This window comes from Nocardioides sp. 616, from assembly GCF_002930065.1.
GTDB classification, from domain to species: domain Bacteria; phylum Actinomycetota; class Actinomycetes; order Propionibacteriales; family Nocardioidaceae; genus Nocardioides; species Nocardioides houyundeii.
This window is the reverse complement of sequence record NZ_POAG01000024.1, coordinates 55,049-72,562: the sequence shown is the minus strand read 5'-3', so window position 1 is coordinate 72,562 and position 17,514 is coordinate 55,049. Positions and strand designations below refer to the sequence as shown.

The window sequence follows — 17,514 nt, the reverse complement described above, 5'->3', positions numbered from 1 at the left end:
ACATCCGGTGAACCTGCTCGACTGGGTGCTCGTGGCCGTCGCCGGGATCTACGCCCTGTCCGGCTACTGGCAGGGCTTCGTGACCGGCGCCTTCGCGACCGCTGGGCTGCTGATCGGCGGGCTGGTCGGGGTCTGGCTGGCGCCGACCGCGCTCGGGGACGCCGAGCCGTCCCTGCTGGTCTCCCTCGGGGCCCTGTTCATCGTCATCGTCTCCGCCTCGCTGGGCCAGGCGTTCCTGCAGTACGTCGGCGCCCGGATTCGGGACCGCATCACCTGGCAGCCGGCCCGCGCGGTGGACGCCCTGGGCGGCGCGGCCCTCAGTGCGGTCGCGGTGCTGCTGGTCGCCTGGGCGCTCGGGGTGGCGATCTCGGGATCCCGGATCAGCGGCATCACGTCGCTGGTGCGCAGCTCGGCGGTGCTGGCGGCGGTGGACGAGCGCCTGCCGGGACGCGCCGACCAGGTGCTGCAGGCGTTCAACAACGTCGTCGGCTCGACCTTCTTCCCGCGCTACCTCGAGCCCTTCGCCCCCGAGCGGATCGTGGAGGTCGACGCCGGGGACCAGCGGATGCTCACCGACCCCGACGTGACGGCGGCGCAGACCAGCGTCCTGAAGATCACCGGCTCCAACGACTGCGGCCGCGGCGTGGAGGGCACGGGCTTCCTGTTCGCCCCCGACCGGGTCATGACGAACGCCCACGTGGTCGCGGGCATGGACGAGCCCGAGGTCCAGCTCGCCGACGGCGCGGTCCCGGCCAAGGTGGTGCTCTACGACCCCGACCTGGACGTGGCGGTGCTGTCCCTGGACGCCGGGGGGCTGCCCTCCCTGGGCTTCGACGAGGACGCGCAGCCCAAGGAGGCCGTCGCGGTGCTCGGCTATCCGCTGGACGGGCCCTTCGACGTACAGTCCGGGCGCATCCGTGCCGAGCAGCGGCTCCGTTCACCCGACATCTACGGCCAGGGCACGGTGATCCGCGAGGTGTTCTCACTGCGCGCGCTGGTCCGCCCGGGCAACTCCGGCGGCCCCGTGGTCTCCTCCGAGGGCCGCGTGGTGGGCCTGGTCTTCGCCGCCTCGGTCACCGACGACGAGACCGGCTACGCGCTGACCGCCGAGCAGGTGGCCGAGAGCGCGGCTGTGGGGCAGCGGGTCAGTCGCGCGGTGGACACCGGCGACTGCGCCGGCTGAGCGCGCGACTTACCCGTTCCCGGCGCTCGTGGCGCTGGGTCAGCCGCGCTTGAGCAGGTGCGAGGTCTCCTGCGCCTGGTGGATGGCCCGCTGCGGGGCGCGCACCTGACGGACCTTGCGGTAGCCGACGAACCCGAGCAGCGCGGCGACCAGGAGGTAGGCCAGCATCACGATCAGGAACGCCCAGTGCAGGTCGAGCCCGCTGCCGTTCCAGTGGATGAGGTAGGCGATGCCCACCGAGCCCATGATCACGGCGAGCAGTGCCATGAATCCCGCGCCGGCGAACAGTCCCAGACCGGTGCCCCCGGCCTTCACGCTGACCTTCAGCTCGGACTTGGCGAGCTGGATCTCCTTGTTGATCAGCGTCGAGATGTCACGCGTCGCATCGGTGACCAGTCGGCCGATGGTCGGATCCGCGTCCTTGACCGGTTCGGTTGCCATGCAGCGACCCTACACAAGTGGCGCCCGGCACGTCGCGGGGCCGTTGCTAGGGTGATACCTGGTGTGCCGGGAAGTCTGGTCGGCTCGTCGCTGGACCAGCGACGGTGTTCGAGATGCGCCTGCGCCGACGATGCGCGCAGGGCGACTCCGATGAAGGGCCTCCCCGTGACTGCGAAGACTCCCCAGGACCCCGGCACCGCTCGTCGTGCCCGGATCGCCTTGGACAAGCTGTGGACCACCGGGCCCACCTACCTGGTCAGCGACCGAGCGCTGGCGCGCCTGGTCGCGCGACCGGTGCGGGAGTTCCTGCGCATCGAGGCTGCCGGCTCGCTGCTGCTGCTGCTCGCCACGGCCGCCGCGCTGATCTGGGCGAACTCGGCGTGGTCGGGGTCCTACGACTCGTTCTGGCACACCGAGATCAGTCTCGACCTGGGCGTGGTCGAGCTCTCCGAGAGCCTCCAGCACTGGGTGAACGACGCCCTGATGGTGATCTTCTTCTTCGTCGTCGGACTGGAGATCAAGTACGAGCTGGTCAAGGGCGACCTGCGGGACCCCAAGACGGCGGCGCTGCCCATCGTGGCCGCCGTCGGCGGCATGGTCGTGCCCGCCGGCATCTACTTCCTGATCGCCGGTGGTGGAGAGGGCTCCTCGGGCTGGGGGATCCCGATGGCCACCGACATCGCCTTCGCGGTGGGGGTGCTGGGCCTGCTCGGCCGGCGCATCCCCTCGGCGGCCCGGCTGTTCCTGCTGACCCTGGCGATCGTGGACGACATCGGCGCCATCGTGGTGATCGCGGTCTTCTACACCGACGACCTGTCGCTGTCGTGGCTGGCCGCGGCCCTCGGGCTGCTGGCGCTGATGGTGGTGATGAGGGTGCTGAAGATCTGGACCGTGTGGGCCTACATCGTGGTCGGGGTGCTGCTCTGGTTCGCACTGCTTCAGTCCGGGGTGCACGCCACGCTCGCCGGCGTTGCCATCGGCCTGCTGACCCCGGCCGTGGCGCTGCTCAAGGAGGACGTGGCGCGCTCCTACGCCTCTCAGGCGCTCGCCGACCGCCAGCTGGACCCGGACGAGATCGAGAGGCTGCGCTTCCTGATCAACGAGTCGGTGCCGGTGGTGGAGCGCCTGCAGTCCCGGCTGCACCCGCTCTCGGCCTACCTGGTGCTCCCGGTCTTCGCGCTCGCCAACGCCGGGGTCCACCTCGGAGGCGGAGTGCTGGGCGAGGCCCTCGACTCGAGCATCGCGCTGGGGATCGCCGCGGGCCTGGTGATCGGCAAGCCCGTGGGCATCCTGCTGGCCTGCTTCATCGCCATCAGGCTGGGCCTGGGCCGGCTGCCCCAGGGCACCTCGTGGCCGATGATCGGCGGCCTCGGCGCCGTGGCGGGCATCGGCTTCACCGTCAGCCTCTTCATCGCAGGCCTGTCGTTCCCGGCCGCGGAGCTGCTCACCGAGGAAGCCAAGGTCGGCATCCTCGGTGCCTCGGTGATCGCGGCGGCCCTCGGAGTCGTCGTACTGCTGGTGAGCGCCAAGGACCCTGGCGGGGACGAGGACGCGGACTCCGGCACCGAGCCCGAGCCCGTGGAGCAGAGCCCCGACCCCGCCGAACGCAGCTAGCGCAGGGCTCAGGCGTCGTCGCCGGCGGAGCCGGACTCCTTCTGCTTGATCATGTCCATCACCGTGGAGTCGGCGAGGGTGGTGACGTCGCCGACCTCGCGGTTCTCGGCCACGTCCTTGAGCAGGCGCCGCATGATCTTGCCCGAGCGGGTCTTCGGCAGCTCCGGCACGATCATGATCTGCCGGGGCTTGGCGATGGCGCCGATCTCGTGGGCCACGTGGTTGCGCAGCTCGGCCACGATGTCCTCGCCGCCGTCGCCAGCGGCGTCGCGCAGGATCACGAAGGCGCAGACCGCCTGGCCGGTCGTGTCGTCGGCCGCGCCGACCACCGCCGCCTCGGCGACCTTGGGGTGGGAGACCAGCGCCGACTCGATCTCGGTGGTGGACAGGCGGTGGCCGGACACGTTCATCACGTCGTCCACCCGACCGAGCAGCCAGATGTCGCCGTCCTCGTCCTTCTTCGCGCCGTCACCGGCGAAGTACAGCCCTTCCCAGCGGGACCAGTAGGTGTCCTTGAACCGCTGGTCGTCGCCCCAGATGGTGCGCAGCATCGCCGGCCACGGCTCCTTGAGCACCAGGTAGCCGCCCGAGCCGTTGGGCACCGAGCGCGCCTCGTCGTCCACCACGTCGGCGGAGATGCCGGGCAGGGCCTTCATCGCCGAGCCCGGCTTGCCGGCGGTCACCCCGGGCAGCGGCGAGATCATGATCTGGCCGGTCTCGGTCTGCCACCAGGTGTCGACGATGGGTGCGCTGCTCGCGCCGATGTGTTCCCGGTACCACATGTAGGCCTCGGGGTTGATCGACTCACCGACCGACCCGAGCAGCCGGATCGAGGAGAGGTCGAACTTCGCGGGGATGTCGTCGCCCTGCTTCATGAAGGTCCGGATCGCGGTGGGCGCGGTGTAGAAGATCGTCACGCCGTACTTCTCGATGATCTCCCACCAGCGACCCTTGTGCGGGGAGTCGGGCGTGCCCTCGTACATCACCTGGGTGGCGCCGTTGGCGAGCGGCCCGTAGACCAGGTAGGAGTGGCCCGTCACCCAGCCCACGTCCGCGGTGCACCAGTAGACGTCGGTGTCGGGCTTGAGGTCGAAGACCGACCAGTGGGTGTACGACGTACCGGTCAGGTAGCCGCCGGTGGTGTGCAGGATGCCCTTGGGCTTGCCGGTGGTGCCGGAGGTGTACATGACGTAGAGCGGGTGCTCGGCGTCATGCAGCTCGGCGGTGTGCTCGCTCGAGGCGCTGTCCACGGCCTCGTGCCACCAGACGTCGCGGTCGGGGTTCCAGGCCACGTCCTGGCCGGTACGCCGTACCACCAGCACCTTCTCCACGCGCTGCCCGTTCTGGGCGGCCTTCTCGCAGGCCTCGTCGACGGCCGGCTTGAGGGCGGACGCCGAGCCGCGCCGGTAGCCGCCGTCCGCGGTGATGATGACCTTCGCCTCGCAGTCGCTCACCCGGGAGGCCAGTGCGTCGGCGGAGAAGCCGCCGAAGACCACCGTGTGCGGGGCCCCGAGCCGGGCACAGGCCAGCATCGCGACCACCGTCTCGGGGATCATCGGCATGTAGATCGCCACTCGGTCGCCCTTGCGGACGCCCAGGTCGGTCAGCACGTTGGACGCCCGGCAGACCTCCTCGGCCAGGTCGGCGTACGTCAGGTCCCGGGTGTCGTCCGCGGGCTCGCCGACCCAGTGGATGGCCACCTTGTCGCCGTTGCCGGCCGCCACGTGCCGGTCCACGCAGTTGACGGCTGCGTTGAGCGTGCCGCCGGTGAACCACTTCGCGAACGGCGGGTTGCTCCAGTCGAGCACCTGGTCCCAGCGCTGACCCCACTCGAGCCGGTCGGCCGCCTCGGCCCAGAACCCCTCGCGGTCAGCGTCCGCCCGCGCATAGGCCTCCTCGGTGACGTTGGCGTGCTCGGCCAGGTCGGCGGGCGGGGCGAACGTCCGGGTCTCGTGCAACAGGTTGGACAGTGTTTCGTCGGCCATGGAAGAAGGCTCCTGGGGTTGTCGAGTGTGACGTAAATCTACTGCCTCGGTGGCGTCCGCCCCTCAGGTACGCCGCTCAGTGCTGCACCGCCCCCTCCGCGCCCGCCCCGGTCAGGGCCCGGACCTCCAGCTCGGTGTAGCGCTCGGCCGCGTCGGGCTCCTTGGACGTGATCGACCCGATGAAGCCGAGCAGGAAGCCGATCGGGATGGAGACGATGCCCGGGTTCTGCAGCGGGAACCAGGCGAAGTCGGCGTCGGGGAACAACGCCGTCTCGCTGCCGGAGAAGACCGGGGAGAAGATGACGAGCCCCACCGCGGAGACCAGGCCCCCGTAGATGCTCCACACCGCGCCCCGGGTGTTGAAGCCGCGCCAGAACATGTTGAACAGGATCGCCGGCAGGTTCGCCGAGGCGGCCACCGCGAAGGCCAGGGCGACCAGGAAGGCGATGTTGAGGGACTGGGCCGGGATGGCCAGCAGGATCGCGATCAGCCCGATGACCCCCGCTGCGATCCGGGAGACCTTCATCTCCTCCGCCTCCGTGGCCTGGCCCTTCTTGACCACCGGGTTCCACACGTCGTGGGCCACCGACATCGACGACGTCAGCGTCAGGCCGGCGACCACGGCGAGGATGGTGGCGAAGGCGACCGCCGCGATGAGCGCCAGCAGGATGGCGCCGCCGGTGGAGTCGACCCCGCCGCCGACCACCTCGGCGAGCTTGGGCGCGGCCAGGTTGCCGGCCGCGTCGAGGTCCCCGGGGTTGATCAGCGCCGCGGCACCGAAGCCCAGCACCAGGGTGAACAGGTAGAAGGTGCCGATCAGGCCGATCGCCCAGAGCACCGACTTGCGGGCGTCCCGCGAGGTGGGGACGGTGTAGAACCGGATCAGGATGTGCGGCAGCCCCGCGGTGCCGAAGACCAGGGCGATGGCCAGCGAGATGAAGTCCAGCTTGCTCGTCAGGTCGGCGCCGTAGCGCAGCCCCGGCTCCAGGAAGGCCTGCCCCGCGCCGCTGTTGGTGGCGGCCGCCCCGAGCAGCTCGGAGAGGTTGAAGTCGAACTTGGCCAGCACCAGCACCACGATCAGGGCCGAGCCGGTCATCAGCATCACGGCCTTGACGATCTGCACCCAGGTGGTGCCCTTCATCCCGCCGACGGTGACGTAGAAGATCATCAGCGCCCCGACCGCGAAGATGGTGAGGTTCTTGACCGCGCCGGACTCCACGTCGAGCAGCAGCGCGACCAGGGCGCCGGCGCCCACCATCTGGGCCAGCAGGTAGAAGATCGAGACCGCCACCGTGCTGATCGCGGCCGCGGTGCGGACCGGGCGCTGCCGCATCCGGTAGGCGAGCTGGTCGGCCATCGTGTAGCGGCCGGAGTTGCGCAGCACCTCGGCGACCAGCAGCAGGGCCACCAGCCAGGCCACGAGGAAGCCGATGGAGTAGAGGAAGCCGTCGTAGCCGTAGAGCGCGATGGCACCCGAGATGCCCAGGAACGACGCGGCCGACATGTAGTCGCCGCCGATGGCGAGGCCGTTCTGGAAGCCGGAGAACCCGCGGCCGCCGGCGTAGTAGTCGGCCGCCCCACGGGTCTGGCGGCTGGCCCAGAAGGTGATGGCCACGGTGAGCGCGACGACGGCGAGGAAGAGGCCGGCGGTGAGGATCTGGTTGCCGTCCATGTCAGTGGTCCTTCCGGCCGGTGCGGTCGGCGTCGTACTCGTCGTTGAGCAGCTTGGCCAGCGGGTCCAGGTGCTTGTTGGAGTACTGGCTGTAGAGGTAGGCGATGCCGAACGTGGTCACGAACTGCAGCAGTCCGAACACCAGGGCCACGTTGATCCGACCGAACAGCACGTGGTTCATGAAGTCGGGGGCGAACATCGACATCACGACGTACAGGCCGTACCAGCCGAGGAAGACGGCCGTGGCGGGGATGATGAAGCGTCGGTACTGGTGGCGGAGCAGGGCGAACTCCGGCTTCGCGGCGAGGTGGTCGTAGATCGGATCGTGCCTGGCGGCCTGGTCGTGCGGCGTCTGGGTCACGGCGGTTCCCTCTTCTCGGCAGGTCGGTCGAGATCAACGTGGCGCAGATCACACCCGGCGGGCGAGAGGGCGTCCCGGGTACGTCGCCCAGCGGGGCCCGCGACTCGTCCAGCGGTCGTCCTGGCGCGACGAACGGTCAGCCGCGGTCCAGCGGGAGCGCCTCCGGGGTGTGCAGCCGCACCATGAAGCGCCGCGCGTCCACCGGTGCGCTGGCCCGCGTCGCCCGGCTGACCAGCACCATGGTGACGAAGGCCGCCGGCACGCTCCACGCCGCCGGCTGCCCCAGGAGTACGGCGGTCCACCCCGTGGTCGCGGAGGTGAACAGCGTCCACGCCACGGCGAACCCCGAGCCCACGCCGCCGACGACCAGCCCGGCGATCGCCCCGGGCGCGGTCAGCCCGTGCCACCAGATCCCCAGCACCAGCAGCGGGCAGAAGGTGGAGGCCGCCACTGCGAACGCCAGTCCCACCACCCGGGCGATGCCGACGTCCATCGAGGTCAGGGCCAGCGCCCCCGGCAGCGCCACCGCCAGCGCCGCGCCCACCCGGAAGGCCGCCACTCCGGCCAGCCGCCTGGTGCCGAAGCGCCGCCCGGTCAGGTCTTGGGCCAGCACCCCGGCCACCGCGATGGTCAGGCCCGAGGCGGTGGACAGGAAGGCGGCGAACGCGCCGGCGGTCAGCAGGCCGGTGAGCACCTCTCCGCCCATCCCCGGCAGCATCACCCGGGGCAGCGCCAGCACCAGGGAGTCGGCCTGGTCGCTCGCGGCCAGGTCCGCGGCGTACACCCGGCCCAGGGCGCCGTAGACCGGCGGCAGCAGGTAGAAGGCGCCGAGCAGCGCCAGCACCACCAGCGTGGTGCGCCGCGCCGCCCGGCCGTCGGGGTTGGTGTAGAAGCGGACCACCACGTGCGGCAGGCCCATCGTGCCCAGGAAGGTGGCCACGATCAGCGAGTAGGTGACGTACAGCCCCTGCCCGCCGCCCTCGCCCAGCGGGATGGACCAGCCGCCGGCGCCGTGCGGGGAGCTGGCGTCGGCGGGGTTGGCGGCGCCGTCGCCGAGCCAGACCACCAGCAGCACCGCCGCGGGCACCAGCATCGCGAACAGCTTGAACCAGTACTGGAAGGCCTGGACGAAGGTGATGGAGCGCATCCCGCCGGAGGTGACGTTGGCCAGCACCACCAGGGTCACCACCACGGTGCCGACCCAGGCGGGGGCGCCGATGGCGGTGCGCAGGGTGAGGCCCGCGCCCTGGAACTGGGGCAGCAGGTAGAGCCAGCCGATGGCCACCACCAGCATCGAGCACACCGCCCGCACCCCGCGCGAGCGGAGCCGGGCCTCGGCGAAGTCGGGCAGCGTGTAGGCCCCCGAACGGCGCAGCGGCGCCGCCACCAGCACCAGCAGCACCAGGTAGCCCGCGGTCCAGCCCACGGGGTACCAGAGCATGTCGGCGCCGAAGGTGAGCACCAGGCCGGCCACCCCGAGGAAGGACGCCGCGGAGAGGTACTCACCGCCGATCGCGGAGGCGTTGAGGCGCGGGCGCACGGTGCGCGAGGCCACCATGAAGTCGCTGGTGGTGCGGGATATGCGCAGCCCCCAGGTGCCGATCGCCAGGGTGGCGGCCACCACCAGCACCACCCCCACCACCCCGGCGAGGGAGTCGGTCACGGCTCCTCGCCCTCGGGCAGCACCTCGGCGAGCAGCTCGGAGAAGGCCCGCTCGTTGGCCTCCGCACGGCGCACGAACACCCAGCCCAGGCCCCCGAACAGCGGGTAGACCACGAACCCGAGCAGCAGCCAGGCCAACGGCATGCCCAGCACCCGCAGGTTCGAGAGGCCGGGGAAGAGGTGGAAGACCAGGGGCCAGGAGCAGACGGTGAGCAGCAGCGTGGCAAGCACCCAGCCCGCGAGTCGCCGCTGCTCGGCCAGCAGGCTGCCCATCAGGATCGCCCCCACGCGGGTGCCCGCGTCGATGTCGCCGGTGCCGGGGCGCAGCGCCCGCCCGTGCCGCCGCGGCGGTCCGGTCACCCGGACCCGCTGCGGCTCGGGCTGCTCCATGGACGCCGAGTGTGGGTCAGGACGTACGGCGGGTCAACAGGTCCCGCAGCTCCCGGGTGTGGCGGCGGCTCACCGCGAGGTCGCGGCCGGCGACCACCACCGTGCACCGGCCGCCCTCCATCCGGACCTGGTCGATGTGGGCCACCGAGACCAGCAGGGACCGGTGGATCCGCACGAACCCGGCTCCGGCCCACTCGGCCTCCAGGGTGGACAGCGGGGTGCGGACCAGGTGCGACCCGGCGGCGGTGTGCAGCCGGGCGTAGTCGCCCTGGGCCTCCACGTGGCTGATGTCGGCTCGGCTGATGAACCGGGTCACGCCGGCCCGCTCCACCGCGATCTGCTCCCGCGCAGCGGCCGCGGGGGAGCCGCCGCGCTCGACCACCCGGCGTACCGCCTCGGCCAGCCGCTCCTCGCGCACCGGCTTGAGCACGTAGTCGACCGCCCGCAGCTCGAAGGCCTCCACGGCGTGCTGCTCGTGCGCGGTGACGAAGACGACGGGGGGAGGGATCTTGAACCGGGCCAGCACCTGCGCCATCTCCAGCCCGGTCAGGCCCGGCATGGAGATGTCGAGGAAGACCGCGTCCACCTCGTGCTCCCGCAGCAGCCTCAGGGCCTCGGTGGCCGAGTCGCAGGTCAGCACCTCGCCCACCCGGGCGTCGCGGGCCAGCAGCCAGGAGAGCTCGTCGAGGGCGGGCCGCTCGTCGTCGACGACGAGCACCCTCAGCCCGGTGGCGGTCTGGCTCATGGGTGCACTCCCGGGGCGAACTTGGGCACGCGCACGATCACCTTCGTGCCGGCGCCCGGGGCGGTCTCGACCACGAGACCGTAGCCGTCCCCGAACGCGTTGCGCAGCCGTGCGTCGACGTTCCCGAGACCGACCGAGTCCCCGGAGTCGTCGCCCGCCAGTGCCCGCCGCACCCGCTCGGGGTCCTCCCCGACCCCGTTGTCCTCGACCTCGATCACGCACTCCTGGTCCAGGTCACGCGCCACGATCCGCAGGTGGCCCACCCCCTCGACGGCCTCCAGCCCGTGGCGTACGGCGTTCTCCACCAGGGGCTGCACGCACAGGAAGGGCACCGTCACCGCGAGCACCTCCGGCGCCACCTGCAGGGTGACCCGCAGCCGGTCGCCGAACCGGGCCTGCTCCAGCATCAGGTAGCGCTCGATGGAGCGCAGCTCCTCGGCCAGCGTGGTGAACTCGCCGTGGCTGCGGAAGGAGTAGCGGGTGAAGTCGGCGAACTCCAGCAGCAGCTCGCGGGCCCGGTCGGGGTCGGTGCGCACGAAGCTGGCGATGGCGCCCAGGGAGTTGTAGATGAAGTGCGGGCTGATCTGGGCCCGCAGCGCCCGCACCTCGGCCTCCATCGCGCGGGTGCGCTGGGCGTCGAGCTCCGCGAGCTCGAGCTGGCCGCTGACCCAGCGGGCGACCTCGTGGGTGGCCAGCACCAGCCCCGCGGCCGGTTGCGGGGCGAAGGCCAGCAGCATCCCGACGGTGCGCTCCTCCACCACCAGCGGGGTGGCGATCGCGTGCCGCACCGGGCAGCCCGGGTCGACGCAGGGCAGGTCGGCGGCCTCGGTGGCGCGAGTGGTGTCGTGCTCGAGGGCGGAGGCGACCAGGTCGGGAACCTGGGGGACATGGTGGCTGCCGACACCGTCCCAGGCCAGGACCCCGGCGGTGTCGGTCAGCGCCACCGCCGGGACGCCCAGCAGGGCCCGCAGGTGCTTGACCGACCGCTGGGCGCTGGCGGTGGTCAGCCCCTCCCGCAGCGCCGGGGAGGCCAGGGACGCGGTGTGCAGGGTGTGGAAGGTCGCCCGGTCGGCCTCCGTGCCGAGATGGGTACGCCGCCAGGGACGCCAGGACGCCATGGGCGCACGTTACCCATCTCGGCGGCTGTCGAGGGCCGAGGCGCTCAGCGCTTCTCGCAGCGCTTGCGGCGCTCGGTGCGGCAGGTGTCCTTGCCCTTGCGTCCGTCGGCCTTGTCGCGGCCCGATCCGCCGAAGAGCTTGTCCTTGCCGGGACCCCCGATGAGGCGGTCGTCGCCGGAGCCGCCGAGGAACTTCGACCGCTCGGTGCAGGTCAGCCCCGGCACTTCCACGCGCCGGAGCACGTCACCGCGGGCCCGGCCGAACGCCTGGGCCTTGCAGCCGCCCACCTTGAGGGTGTTGCGGTTCGCGTCCCCGCGGACCACGGCCCGGTCGGCCAGGACCGTGGCGTCGGAGAAGAGGCTGACGATCGCAGCCGCGCTGCCGTCGGCTCCCGTCGGACCGTGGTCGAGCCGACCCTTGAGGAGATCGAGGGTGAGGTGCTCGGCGGGGGAGGAGACCACGAAGGTGTTGCGGCCGCCGCCACCGTCGTAGCGGGCGCCGCCAGCGGCCTGGGGCGGTGCCACGACGGTGTCGTTGCCCTCACCCATCAGCACCGTGACAGGACCGACCGGGCTCCCGCCCGGCTCGCTGTAGTCGAGCCGCTCGTTGCTGGGCGAGCCCACGAACCGGAACGCCCCCTGGGTCGGGGTGAGGTCGAACTGCTCGAACGCCGTCCAGCGGTGGCGGCGCTGCCCCAGGCGACGGGCCACCCCGAGGTTGTTGTTGATCACCCAGGTGGCGGTTCCGGAGAGGTCCAGCACCAGCTCGTCGCTGCCCGAGCCGCCGGAGAGGGTGCCCGCCTGGGAGCCGGTGGCCCCGCGCACCTCGAGGCGGTCGTTGCCGTCCCCGAGGTCCACCGTGTCGGGGTTGAGCTCACCGGCGGCGCCGCTGCTCACCACGTCGTTCCCGCCTCCGGTGAGGATGACGTCGGCGTGCTCGTCGGGCACCAGGTCGGCGCCGTGGGTTCCGACGGTGTCGGCGCCCTCGCCGCCCTCGAAGCGGTCGGCGCCCGGACCGAGGTAGACCTGCACGGCCGCTCCGCCGGCGCTGATGGTGTCGACCGTGTCGTTGCCCGTGGCGGTGTCGACGTACGCCGTCCCGCCGGTGACGCAGACCAGGTCGTCGCCGCCCAGGGTGCTGACCGCCGTGGCGCCGTTGGTCACCACCACGTCGGCGGTCGGGGTGCCCGTCAACGGCACGCCGGGAGTTCCCTCGACCGTGGCCGCGACGCCCCGGCAGGTGGAGGCGGCCGCACTGGCGCCGGTCGGCACGCCCAGGACGACCGCGGTCAGGCCCCCCGCGCACAGCCCGGCGAGCAGCCGGGTCCGGGCACGGGACGACGTGGAGAGGCTCTTGGTCAGGTGCATCTGTTCCCCCGCATGGTTGATGAGGGTTCGAGCCTTCCGCGTCACCCGGCTCGGCAAACCTTCAGCGGAAGTCGATGAGCAGCATGTCGGTGTCCGTGCCGTCGGAGAGGAAGCTGCCGGCGACGGCGGCGTCCTCGGGCTCCGGCAGCTCGCCCAGCGCTCCGCCGTCGGCGAAGAGACCGGGCTGGTGGACCACCTGGGTGCGGTGGCCGCGCACCAGGTACGGCAGCTGCATGCCGTCCATGCCGCGGCCGAACTCGTCGTAGAAGGCGACGACCTCGGCGAGCGCCTGGTCCAGCTCGTCCTCGTCACAGCCGCCCAGGTGCGACCGGGCCAGGTCAACCACGGTCTCGCGGTTGACGTCCTGCCAGGACTTGAAGGAGCCCTCCTCCACGAAGCTGAACAGCGTGGAGTGCACCAGCACCTCGTGGGTGGAGCCGGGCTCGTCGGCCGCGCGCCGCGCGGTGGTGCCCAGCAGCCGGCCCAGCCGGCGTACCCAGGGGATGCGCTCGTCCCGCTCGTGGTGGGCCACCGCGAGGTGTCCGCCGGGCTTGAGCACCCGGGCGATCTCCGGCAGTGCCTGCTCGTGGTCCAGCGACTCGAAGGCGTCCACGCAGACGACCACGTCGACCGACCGGTCCGCAGCGGGGAGGTCCCCGCCGGACCAGGTGCTGGCGCGGACTCCGGGGAGGGTGTCGCGCAGCACCTCCAGCATCGCCTCATCCGCGTCGCAGGCGTGCACGTCGTGACCGGTGGCCAGCAGCACCCGCGTCAGCTTGCCGGTGCCGGCGCCGAGCTCCAGGACGGTGCGGGCCTGGCCGGCCACCAGCCAGTCCGCTGCCGCGCGGGGGAACTCGGGACGGCCCCGCTCGTGCGACCGGGCCAGGACGCGCGTGCCGGCGCGCGCCCCGACGCCTGCCCCGACGACGGGGGAGTGGTCCGGCGATCGGGTCGGGTCCGGGGGCTGCTCGTCGGTCATCGGTCCGAGGCTACTAGCGTTGCTGTCGTGATGACGGATCCCCTGGCGTGGTTGTCCGGCCTGGAGGGTGTCTCCTCGGCCTACGCCGCCACTCGGGACGGCATCGACGTGATGCTGCGGGACCGGGGTCTGCGCCGCACGTCGCCGGAGATGACGGCGGAGTCGCTGCTCCGGGGAGCGCACGCCAGCGCCGTGCTCGAGGGATCCGGGTCGACCCTGGCCCAGGTGCGCGAGGGCGAGGGTGACGCGATCGCGGAGGACGCCGTACGGCTCTCGGCCGTCGAGCTCTCCCTGGCCCCGCTGATGAAGCAGGCGCCGATGCAGGCACTGGCCCGGCTGCACAGCGTCGTGGCGGCGACGTCGCTGCCCGCCGAGGAGCTCGGCCGCCCGCGGGACGGCGCCTCGGCCCAGCGGCTCCGCGGCGTCACCGACCTGCTGCTCGCCGACACCGGCGCGCCGGCGCTCCTGGTGGCCGCGATGGTCCACGCCGACCTGGCCACCGCCCTGCCGTTCGCCTCCCACAACGGGATCGTGGCCCGGGCCGCGGAGCGGCTGGTCCTGGTCTCCCGGGGTGTGGACGCCAAGTCGCTGGTGGTCCCGGAGGCCGGCCACCTGGCGCTGCGGCCGCAGTACGAGTCCAACCTGCGCGCCTACCGCGACGGTGGCGAGCGGGGGGTGCAGTCCTGGGCGCTGTACGCCGCGGAGGCCTACACCGCCGGAGCCGAGGCCAGCCCGCTGCGCCGCCCCGCCGGCTGATCCCCGACTGATCCCCGACTGATCCGCAGCATGCGAGCGGCACCCGACCCCGGAGGGTGCGGATGCCGCCGCTGACACGTGACTCCCGGTTACCAAGCGTGCACCAGATTGTGGTGGGCGGAACTGAATCCGCCTCACCAGCGGCCCTTTCGAAGGGTTGATCGCCGCGTGGGTGCCTGGATCACGTGCTGCTCTGTGGAGTTCTGCACTCCTGTCTACGCCCCCCGGCCACCCCCTTCAAGGGTTGACTTTGCGCACCTGATCTGACGGCCGGACAGACGCGCGCGACGGGTTCGGTGACCGGTGAGCCGGGCATGCCCCGCGGCCCCTCAGCCGGAGTGCGGACGCCGGCGCGCGTTGGCCCAGACGTACCCGCCGACGGCGAAGGCGCCGCCCACCGCGAGCGCGGCCAGCGTGGGACCCTGCGGCAGGCTGGCCCGGCTGCGCAGCGCCACCGGACGGTTGAAGACCAGCACCGGCCAGCCCCGCTCGACGGCCGTGCGACGCAGCTGCTTGTCCGGGTTCACCGCATAGGGGTGCCCCACGGCCTCGAGCATGTGGACGTCGGTCACGGAGTCGCTGTAGGCGAACGACTCGTCCAGGTCGTAGTCCATCTCCTCGGCGAGCCGACGGATCGCGTTGGCCTTCTCCTCGGCGTAGGCGTAGTACTCGATCTCGCCGGAGTACTTCCCGTCCACGATCTTCAGCCGGGTGGCGACCACGCGGTCGGCGCCCAGCATGGCGCCGATCGGCTCGACCACCTCGGAGCCACTGGTGGAGACGATGACGACGTCGCGGCCCTCGCGCTTGTGCTCGTCGATGAGGCTGACCGCCTCGGCGTAGACCAGCGGGTCGACGACGTTGTGCAGGGTGTCGGCGACGATCTCGCGGACCGTGGCCACGTCCCAGCCGGCGCACAGCTGCGACATGAACTGCCGCATCTTCTCCATCTGGTCGTGGTCGGCGCCGCCGACCGCGTAGACGAACTGTGCGTACGCCGATCGCAGCATCGCCCGGCGCGTGATCAGCCCACCCGCCTGGAACGGGCGCGAGAAGGCCAGGGTGCTCGATCGGGCGATGATCGTCTTGTCGAGGTCGAAGAAGGCCGCGGACGGGCGGGACATGTCCCCATCGTAGGTCGACCACTCCTGGGCCGGGACAGAACGTCGCCCCTGCACCTTCCCAGCCGCGAATCCTGCACAGCCCGGGCGTGCCCCTGACCGGCAGCGCGGTTGTCCACAGGGGCCGGCGTCCTCGCCGGCGCCGGGCGGCCGGGTGCGGGAGCGTCGTGCCATGACGGATCCAGGGTTCACGGTGTTGCTGGTCTCGCGGGACGACGGGCTGCTCGACGAGGTGCAGCGGCTGGCCGCAGCGGCGGGAGTGGTGCCCGAGGTGGCGGGACAGGAGGCGGTGGCGCTACGGGCGTGGGGCCGGGCCGAGGTGGTCCTGGTGGGGGCGGACCTGGCCGACGGACTGGCCCTGCTCCGGCCGCCTCGTCGGGCGGGCGTGCACGTGGTGAGCCGCGGCGAGGCGGAGGGGTGGCTGTTCCGCAGTGCCGTGGTGCTCGGGGCCGAGTCCGTGCTGGAGCTGGCGGCGGCGGCAGACTGGCTGGGACAGCTCTTCTCCGAGCTCGGCGATCCCAGGCCGCCGGGCCGGGTGCTGGCGGTGATGCCCGGCTCCGGGGGAGCCGGCGCCACCACCCTGGCCTGCGCACTCGCTCAGGTCGGGTCCGCCCACGGACCGGTGCTCCTGATGGACACCGACCCGTTGGGCCCGGGTGCCGATCGGGTCCTGGGGCTGGACGGCGTGCCCGGCCTGCGCTGGGACGCCCTGGCCGGCACCTCCGGCCGCCTCAGCGGGGCGTCGCTGCGGGACTCCGTCCCGCGGCGCGGCCAGCTCGGGGTCCTCACCTGGGGCGGCCCGCTCGAGGTCGAGCCGTCGGCCGGGGTGCTGCGCGAGACCTTGGAGGCCGCCCGGCGCGCCCACGACCTGGTGGTGGTCGACCTCCCGCGCCGCGCCGGCCCCGCGACCTCCGAGCTGCTGACCAGGTGCGACCGGCTGCTGGTGGTGGTGCGACCGACGCTGACCGGGGTGGCTGCGGCGACCCGCCAGGTGGCCGCGCTCGAGGGGCGAGGCGCCCTGGTGGTCCGTGGCCGGGGCCTGTCGCCGGAGACGGTGGCACGAGCCGTGGGTGCCGAGGTGCTGGCGGAGGTGCCCGAGCAGCGCGGGATGGAGGAGTCGGTGGACCTGGGCCTGGGTCCGGTGCGCGGCGGCAGAGGCGCCCTGGGACGGGCCGCGGCGCGGCTGCTGAGCACGGTCGACCGGGGGTGGGCGGCATGATCACAGGGGGCGTCGCCCAGATGCCGGGCCCGGCTCCGGAGCTGGTCGAGGCGGTGCGCGACCAGCTGGCCCGGGAGCACGGGGAGGTCACTCCCCACCGGGTGGCGGAGGTGCTGCGCAGCCGGGGCCTGCCCCTGGGCGCCGAGGAGGTGCGGGCCGTGCACGCGGTGCTGCGCAGCACCGCGTTCGGTGTCGGGGTCCTGGAGCCGCTGATGGGGGACCGGGAGGTGACCGACGTGCTGGTGAACGGGCCGGGCCCGGTATGGGTGGACCGCGGCGACGGCCTGGAGCAGACCGAGGTGGTGCTGGGCAGCGAGGAGGAGGTACGCCGGCTGGCTCAGCGGCTGGCCGGCCTGGGCGGCCGACGTCTCGACGACGCGACTCCGTGCTGCGACGTGCGCCTGCCCGACGGCACCCGCTTCCACGCGGTGCTCGCACCGGTGGCCCGTCCCGGCACCCTGGTCTCCCTGCGCGTGCCGCGGGCGCGTGCGTTCGGGCTCGAGGACCTGGTGGCCGCCGGCACCCTGACCGGGCCTGGCGCGCGACTGCTCCGAGACGTGGTGGCGGGACGGCTGGCCTACCTGATCAGCGGGGGCACCGGCTCCGGCAAGACGACCCTGCTGGCCACGATGCTCGGACTGGTGCCGCCGCATGAGCGGATCGTGCTGGTCGAGGACTCCTCCGAGCTACGACCGGTGCATCCCCACGTCGTGGCCCTGGAGGCGCGTCCTCCCAACATCGAGGGCAAGGGGGGACTCGACCTGCGCACCTTGGTGCGCCAGGCACTGCGGATGCGTCCTGACCGGCTGGTCGTCGGCGAGGTCCGCGGTGCCGAGGTGGTCGACCTGCTGGCCGCGATGAACACCGGGCACGAGGGCGGCGCGGGCACGCTGCACGCCAA

General features: G+C 72.5%; 16 protein-coding genes. 5 read left to right on the top strand and 11 right to left on the bottom strand.

Features of this window, described 5'->3' with window-relative positions:
- Nucleotides 1-7: 7 nt before the first annotated feature.
- Complete coding sequence (locus tag C5H89_RS17205; protein WP_104108200.1) at nt 8-1,183, top strand: MarP family serine protease; 1,176 nt, start codon at nt 8-10, stop codon at nt 1,181-1,183.
- A gap of 39 nt (nt 1,184-1,222) precedes the next feature.
- Here the strand turns inward: C5H89_RS17205 and C5H89_RS17200 are convergent, their stop codons facing one another.
- Complete coding sequence (locus C5H89_RS17200) at nt 1,223-1,624, bottom strand: phage holin family protein (RefSeq protein WP_104108199.1); 402 nt, start codon at nt 1,622-1,624, stop codon at nt 1,223-1,225.
- A gap of 165 nt (nt 1,625-1,789) precedes the next feature.
- Between C5H89_RS17200 and nhaA the strand changes: the two genes are divergently transcribed.
- On the top strand, nt 1,790-3,238 hold the full coding sequence (gene nhaA, locus C5H89_RS17195; protein ID WP_205305099.1) for a Na+/H+ antiporter NhaA: 1,449 nt from the start codon (nt 1,790-1,792) through the stop codon (nt 3,236-3,238).
- A gap of 8 nt (nt 3,239-3,246) precedes the next feature.
- On the opposite strand, the gene acs is transcribed toward nhaA, so the two are convergent.
- From acs to C5H89_RS17150, 9 genes are all read right to left on the bottom strand, one after another.
- The gene (gene acs / locus C5H89_RS17190; RefSeq protein ID WP_104108198.1) at nt 3,247-5,223 is read right to left on the bottom strand and encodes an acetate--CoA ligase; all 1,977 of its coding nucleotides are present in this window, start codon (nt 5,221-5,223) and stop codon (nt 3,247-3,249) included.
- A gap of 76 nt (nt 5,224-5,299) precedes the next feature.
- A complete protein-coding gene (locus C5H89_RS17185; RefSeq protein WP_104108197.1) occupies nt 5,300-6,895 on the bottom strand; it encodes a cation acetate symporter in 1,596 nt (531 codons plus the stop codon).
- 1 nt (nt 6,896) lies between these two features.
- On the bottom strand, nt 6,897-7,256 hold the full coding sequence (locus C5H89_RS17180; RefSeq protein ID WP_104108196.1) for a DUF485 domain-containing protein: 360 nt from the start codon (nt 7,254-7,256) through the stop codon (nt 6,897-6,899).
- A 136-nt stretch (nt 7,257-7,392) separates the two neighbouring features.
- The gene (locus C5H89_RS17175; RefSeq protein WP_240181931.1) at nt 7,393-8,919 is read right to left on the bottom strand and encodes a cation acetate symporter; all 1,527 of its coding nucleotides are present in this window, start codon (nt 8,917-8,919) and stop codon (nt 7,393-7,395) included.
- Nucleotides 8,916-9,308 carry a hypothetical protein gene (locus C5H89_RS17170; RefSeq protein WP_104108195.1) on the bottom strand — a complete coding sequence of 131 codons (393 nt, stop codon included), beginning with the start codon at nt 9,306-9,308 and terminating at the stop codon, nt 8,916-8,918. The genes C5H89_RS17175 and C5H89_RS17170 overlap by 4 nt, the downstream gene beginning before the upstream one ends.
- A gap of 16 nt (nt 9,309-9,324) precedes the next feature.
- Nucleotides 9,325-10,053: a response regulator transcription factor gene (locus C5H89_RS17165; protein WP_104108194.1), complete on the bottom strand. Its 729-nt coding sequence runs from the start codon at nt 10,051-10,053 to the stop codon at nt 9,325-9,327.
- Nucleotides 10,050-11,171, bottom strand: coding sequence for a histidine kinase (locus C5H89_RS17160; protein WP_104108193.1), 1,122 nt, complete (start codon nt 11,169-11,171; stop codon nt 10,050-10,052). Before C5H89_RS17160 ends, C5H89_RS17165 begins: the two co-directional genes overlap by 4 nt.
- Before the next feature lie 44 nt (nt 11,172-11,215).
- On the bottom strand, nt 11,216-12,538 hold the full coding sequence (locus tag C5H89_RS19015) for a hypothetical protein (RefSeq protein WP_162799441.1): 1,323 nt from the start codon (nt 12,536-12,538) through the stop codon (nt 11,216-11,218).
- A gap of 61 nt (nt 12,539-12,599) precedes the next feature.
- Nucleotides 12,600-13,517 carry a class I SAM-dependent methyltransferase gene (locus C5H89_RS17150; protein ID WP_104108192.1) on the bottom strand — a complete coding sequence of 306 codons (918 nt, stop codon included), beginning with the start codon at nt 13,515-13,517 and terminating at the stop codon, nt 12,600-12,602.
- A 30-nt stretch (nt 13,518-13,547) separates the two neighbouring features.
- Between C5H89_RS17150 and C5H89_RS17145 the strand changes: the two genes are divergently transcribed.
- Nucleotides 13,548-14,273, top strand: coding sequence for an oxidoreductase (locus C5H89_RS17145; protein WP_104108191.1), 726 nt, complete (start codon nt 13,548-13,550; stop codon nt 14,271-14,273).
- Nucleotides 14,274-14,602: 329 nt separating this feature from the next.
- Here C5H89_RS17145 and C5H89_RS17140 read toward each other — a convergent pair whose 3' ends face one another.
- Entirely contained in the window at nt 14,603-15,397 is a 795-nt protein-coding gene (locus tag C5H89_RS17140) for an HAD family hydrolase (protein ID WP_104108190.1), read from the bottom strand.
- A 169-nt stretch (nt 15,398-15,566) separates the two neighbouring features.
- Between C5H89_RS17140 and ssd the strand changes: the two genes are divergently transcribed.
- Together ssd and C5H89_RS17130 are read left to right on the top strand one after the other, a co-directional pair.
- On the top strand, nt 15,567-16,613 hold the full coding sequence (ssd, locus tag C5H89_RS17135) for a septum site-determining protein Ssd (RefSeq protein ID WP_104108189.1): 1,047 nt from the start codon (nt 15,567-15,569) through the stop codon (nt 16,611-16,613).
- Nucleotides 16,610-17,514, top strand: a 905-nt coding sequence (locus C5H89_RS17130) for a TadA family conjugal transfer-associated ATPase (protein WP_240181930.1), incomplete at its 3' end; no start/stop codon positions are given. The genes ssd and C5H89_RS17130, both read left to right, overlap by 4 nt.

Excerpts from the sequence above, each read along its gene's own strand:
- acs (WP_104108198.1), bottom strand. The coding sequence starts at position 5,223 with ATGGCCGACGAAACACTGTCCAACCTGTTGCACGAGACCCGGACGTTC.
- C5H89_RS17170 (WP_104108195.1), bottom strand. The coding sequence starts at position 9,308 with ATGGAGCAGCCCGAGCCGCAGCGGGTCCGGGTGACCGGACCGCCGCGG.
- C5H89_RS17185 (WP_104108197.1), bottom strand. The coding sequence starts at position 6,895 with ATGGACGGCAACCAGATCCTCACCGCCGGCCTCTTCCTCGCCGTCGTC.
- C5H89_RS19015 (WP_162799441.1), bottom strand. The coding sequence starts at position 12,538 with ATGCACCTGACCAAGAGCCTCTCCACGTCGTCCCGTGCCCGGACCCGG.
- ssd (WP_104108189.1), top strand. The coding sequence starts at position 15,567 with ATGACGGATCCAGGGTTCACGGTGTTGCTGGTCTCGCGGGACGACGGG.
- C5H89_RS17160 (WP_104108193.1), bottom strand. The coding sequence starts at position 11,171 with ATGGCGTCCTGGCGTCCCTGGCGGCGTACCCATCTCGGCACGGAGGCC.
- C5H89_RS17150 (WP_104108192.1), bottom strand. The coding sequence starts at position 13,517 with ATGACCGACGAGCAGCCCCCGGACCCGACCCGATCGCCGGACCACTCC.
- C5H89_RS17145 (WP_104108191.1), top strand. The coding sequence starts at position 13,548 with ATGACGGATCCCCTGGCGTGGTTGTCCGGCCTGGAGGGTGTCTCCTCG.
- C5H89_RS17200 (WP_104108199.1), bottom strand. The coding sequence starts at position 1,624 with ATGGCAACCGAACCGGTCAAGGACGCGGATCCGACCATCGGCCGACTG.
- C5H89_RS17165 (WP_104108194.1), bottom strand. The coding sequence starts at position 10,053 with ATGAGCCAGACCGCCACCGGGCTGAGGGTGCTCGTCGTCGACGACGAG.
- C5H89_RS17140 (WP_104108190.1), bottom strand. The coding sequence starts at position 15,397 with ATGTCCCGCCCGTCCGCGGCCTTCTTCGACCTCGACAAGACGATCATC.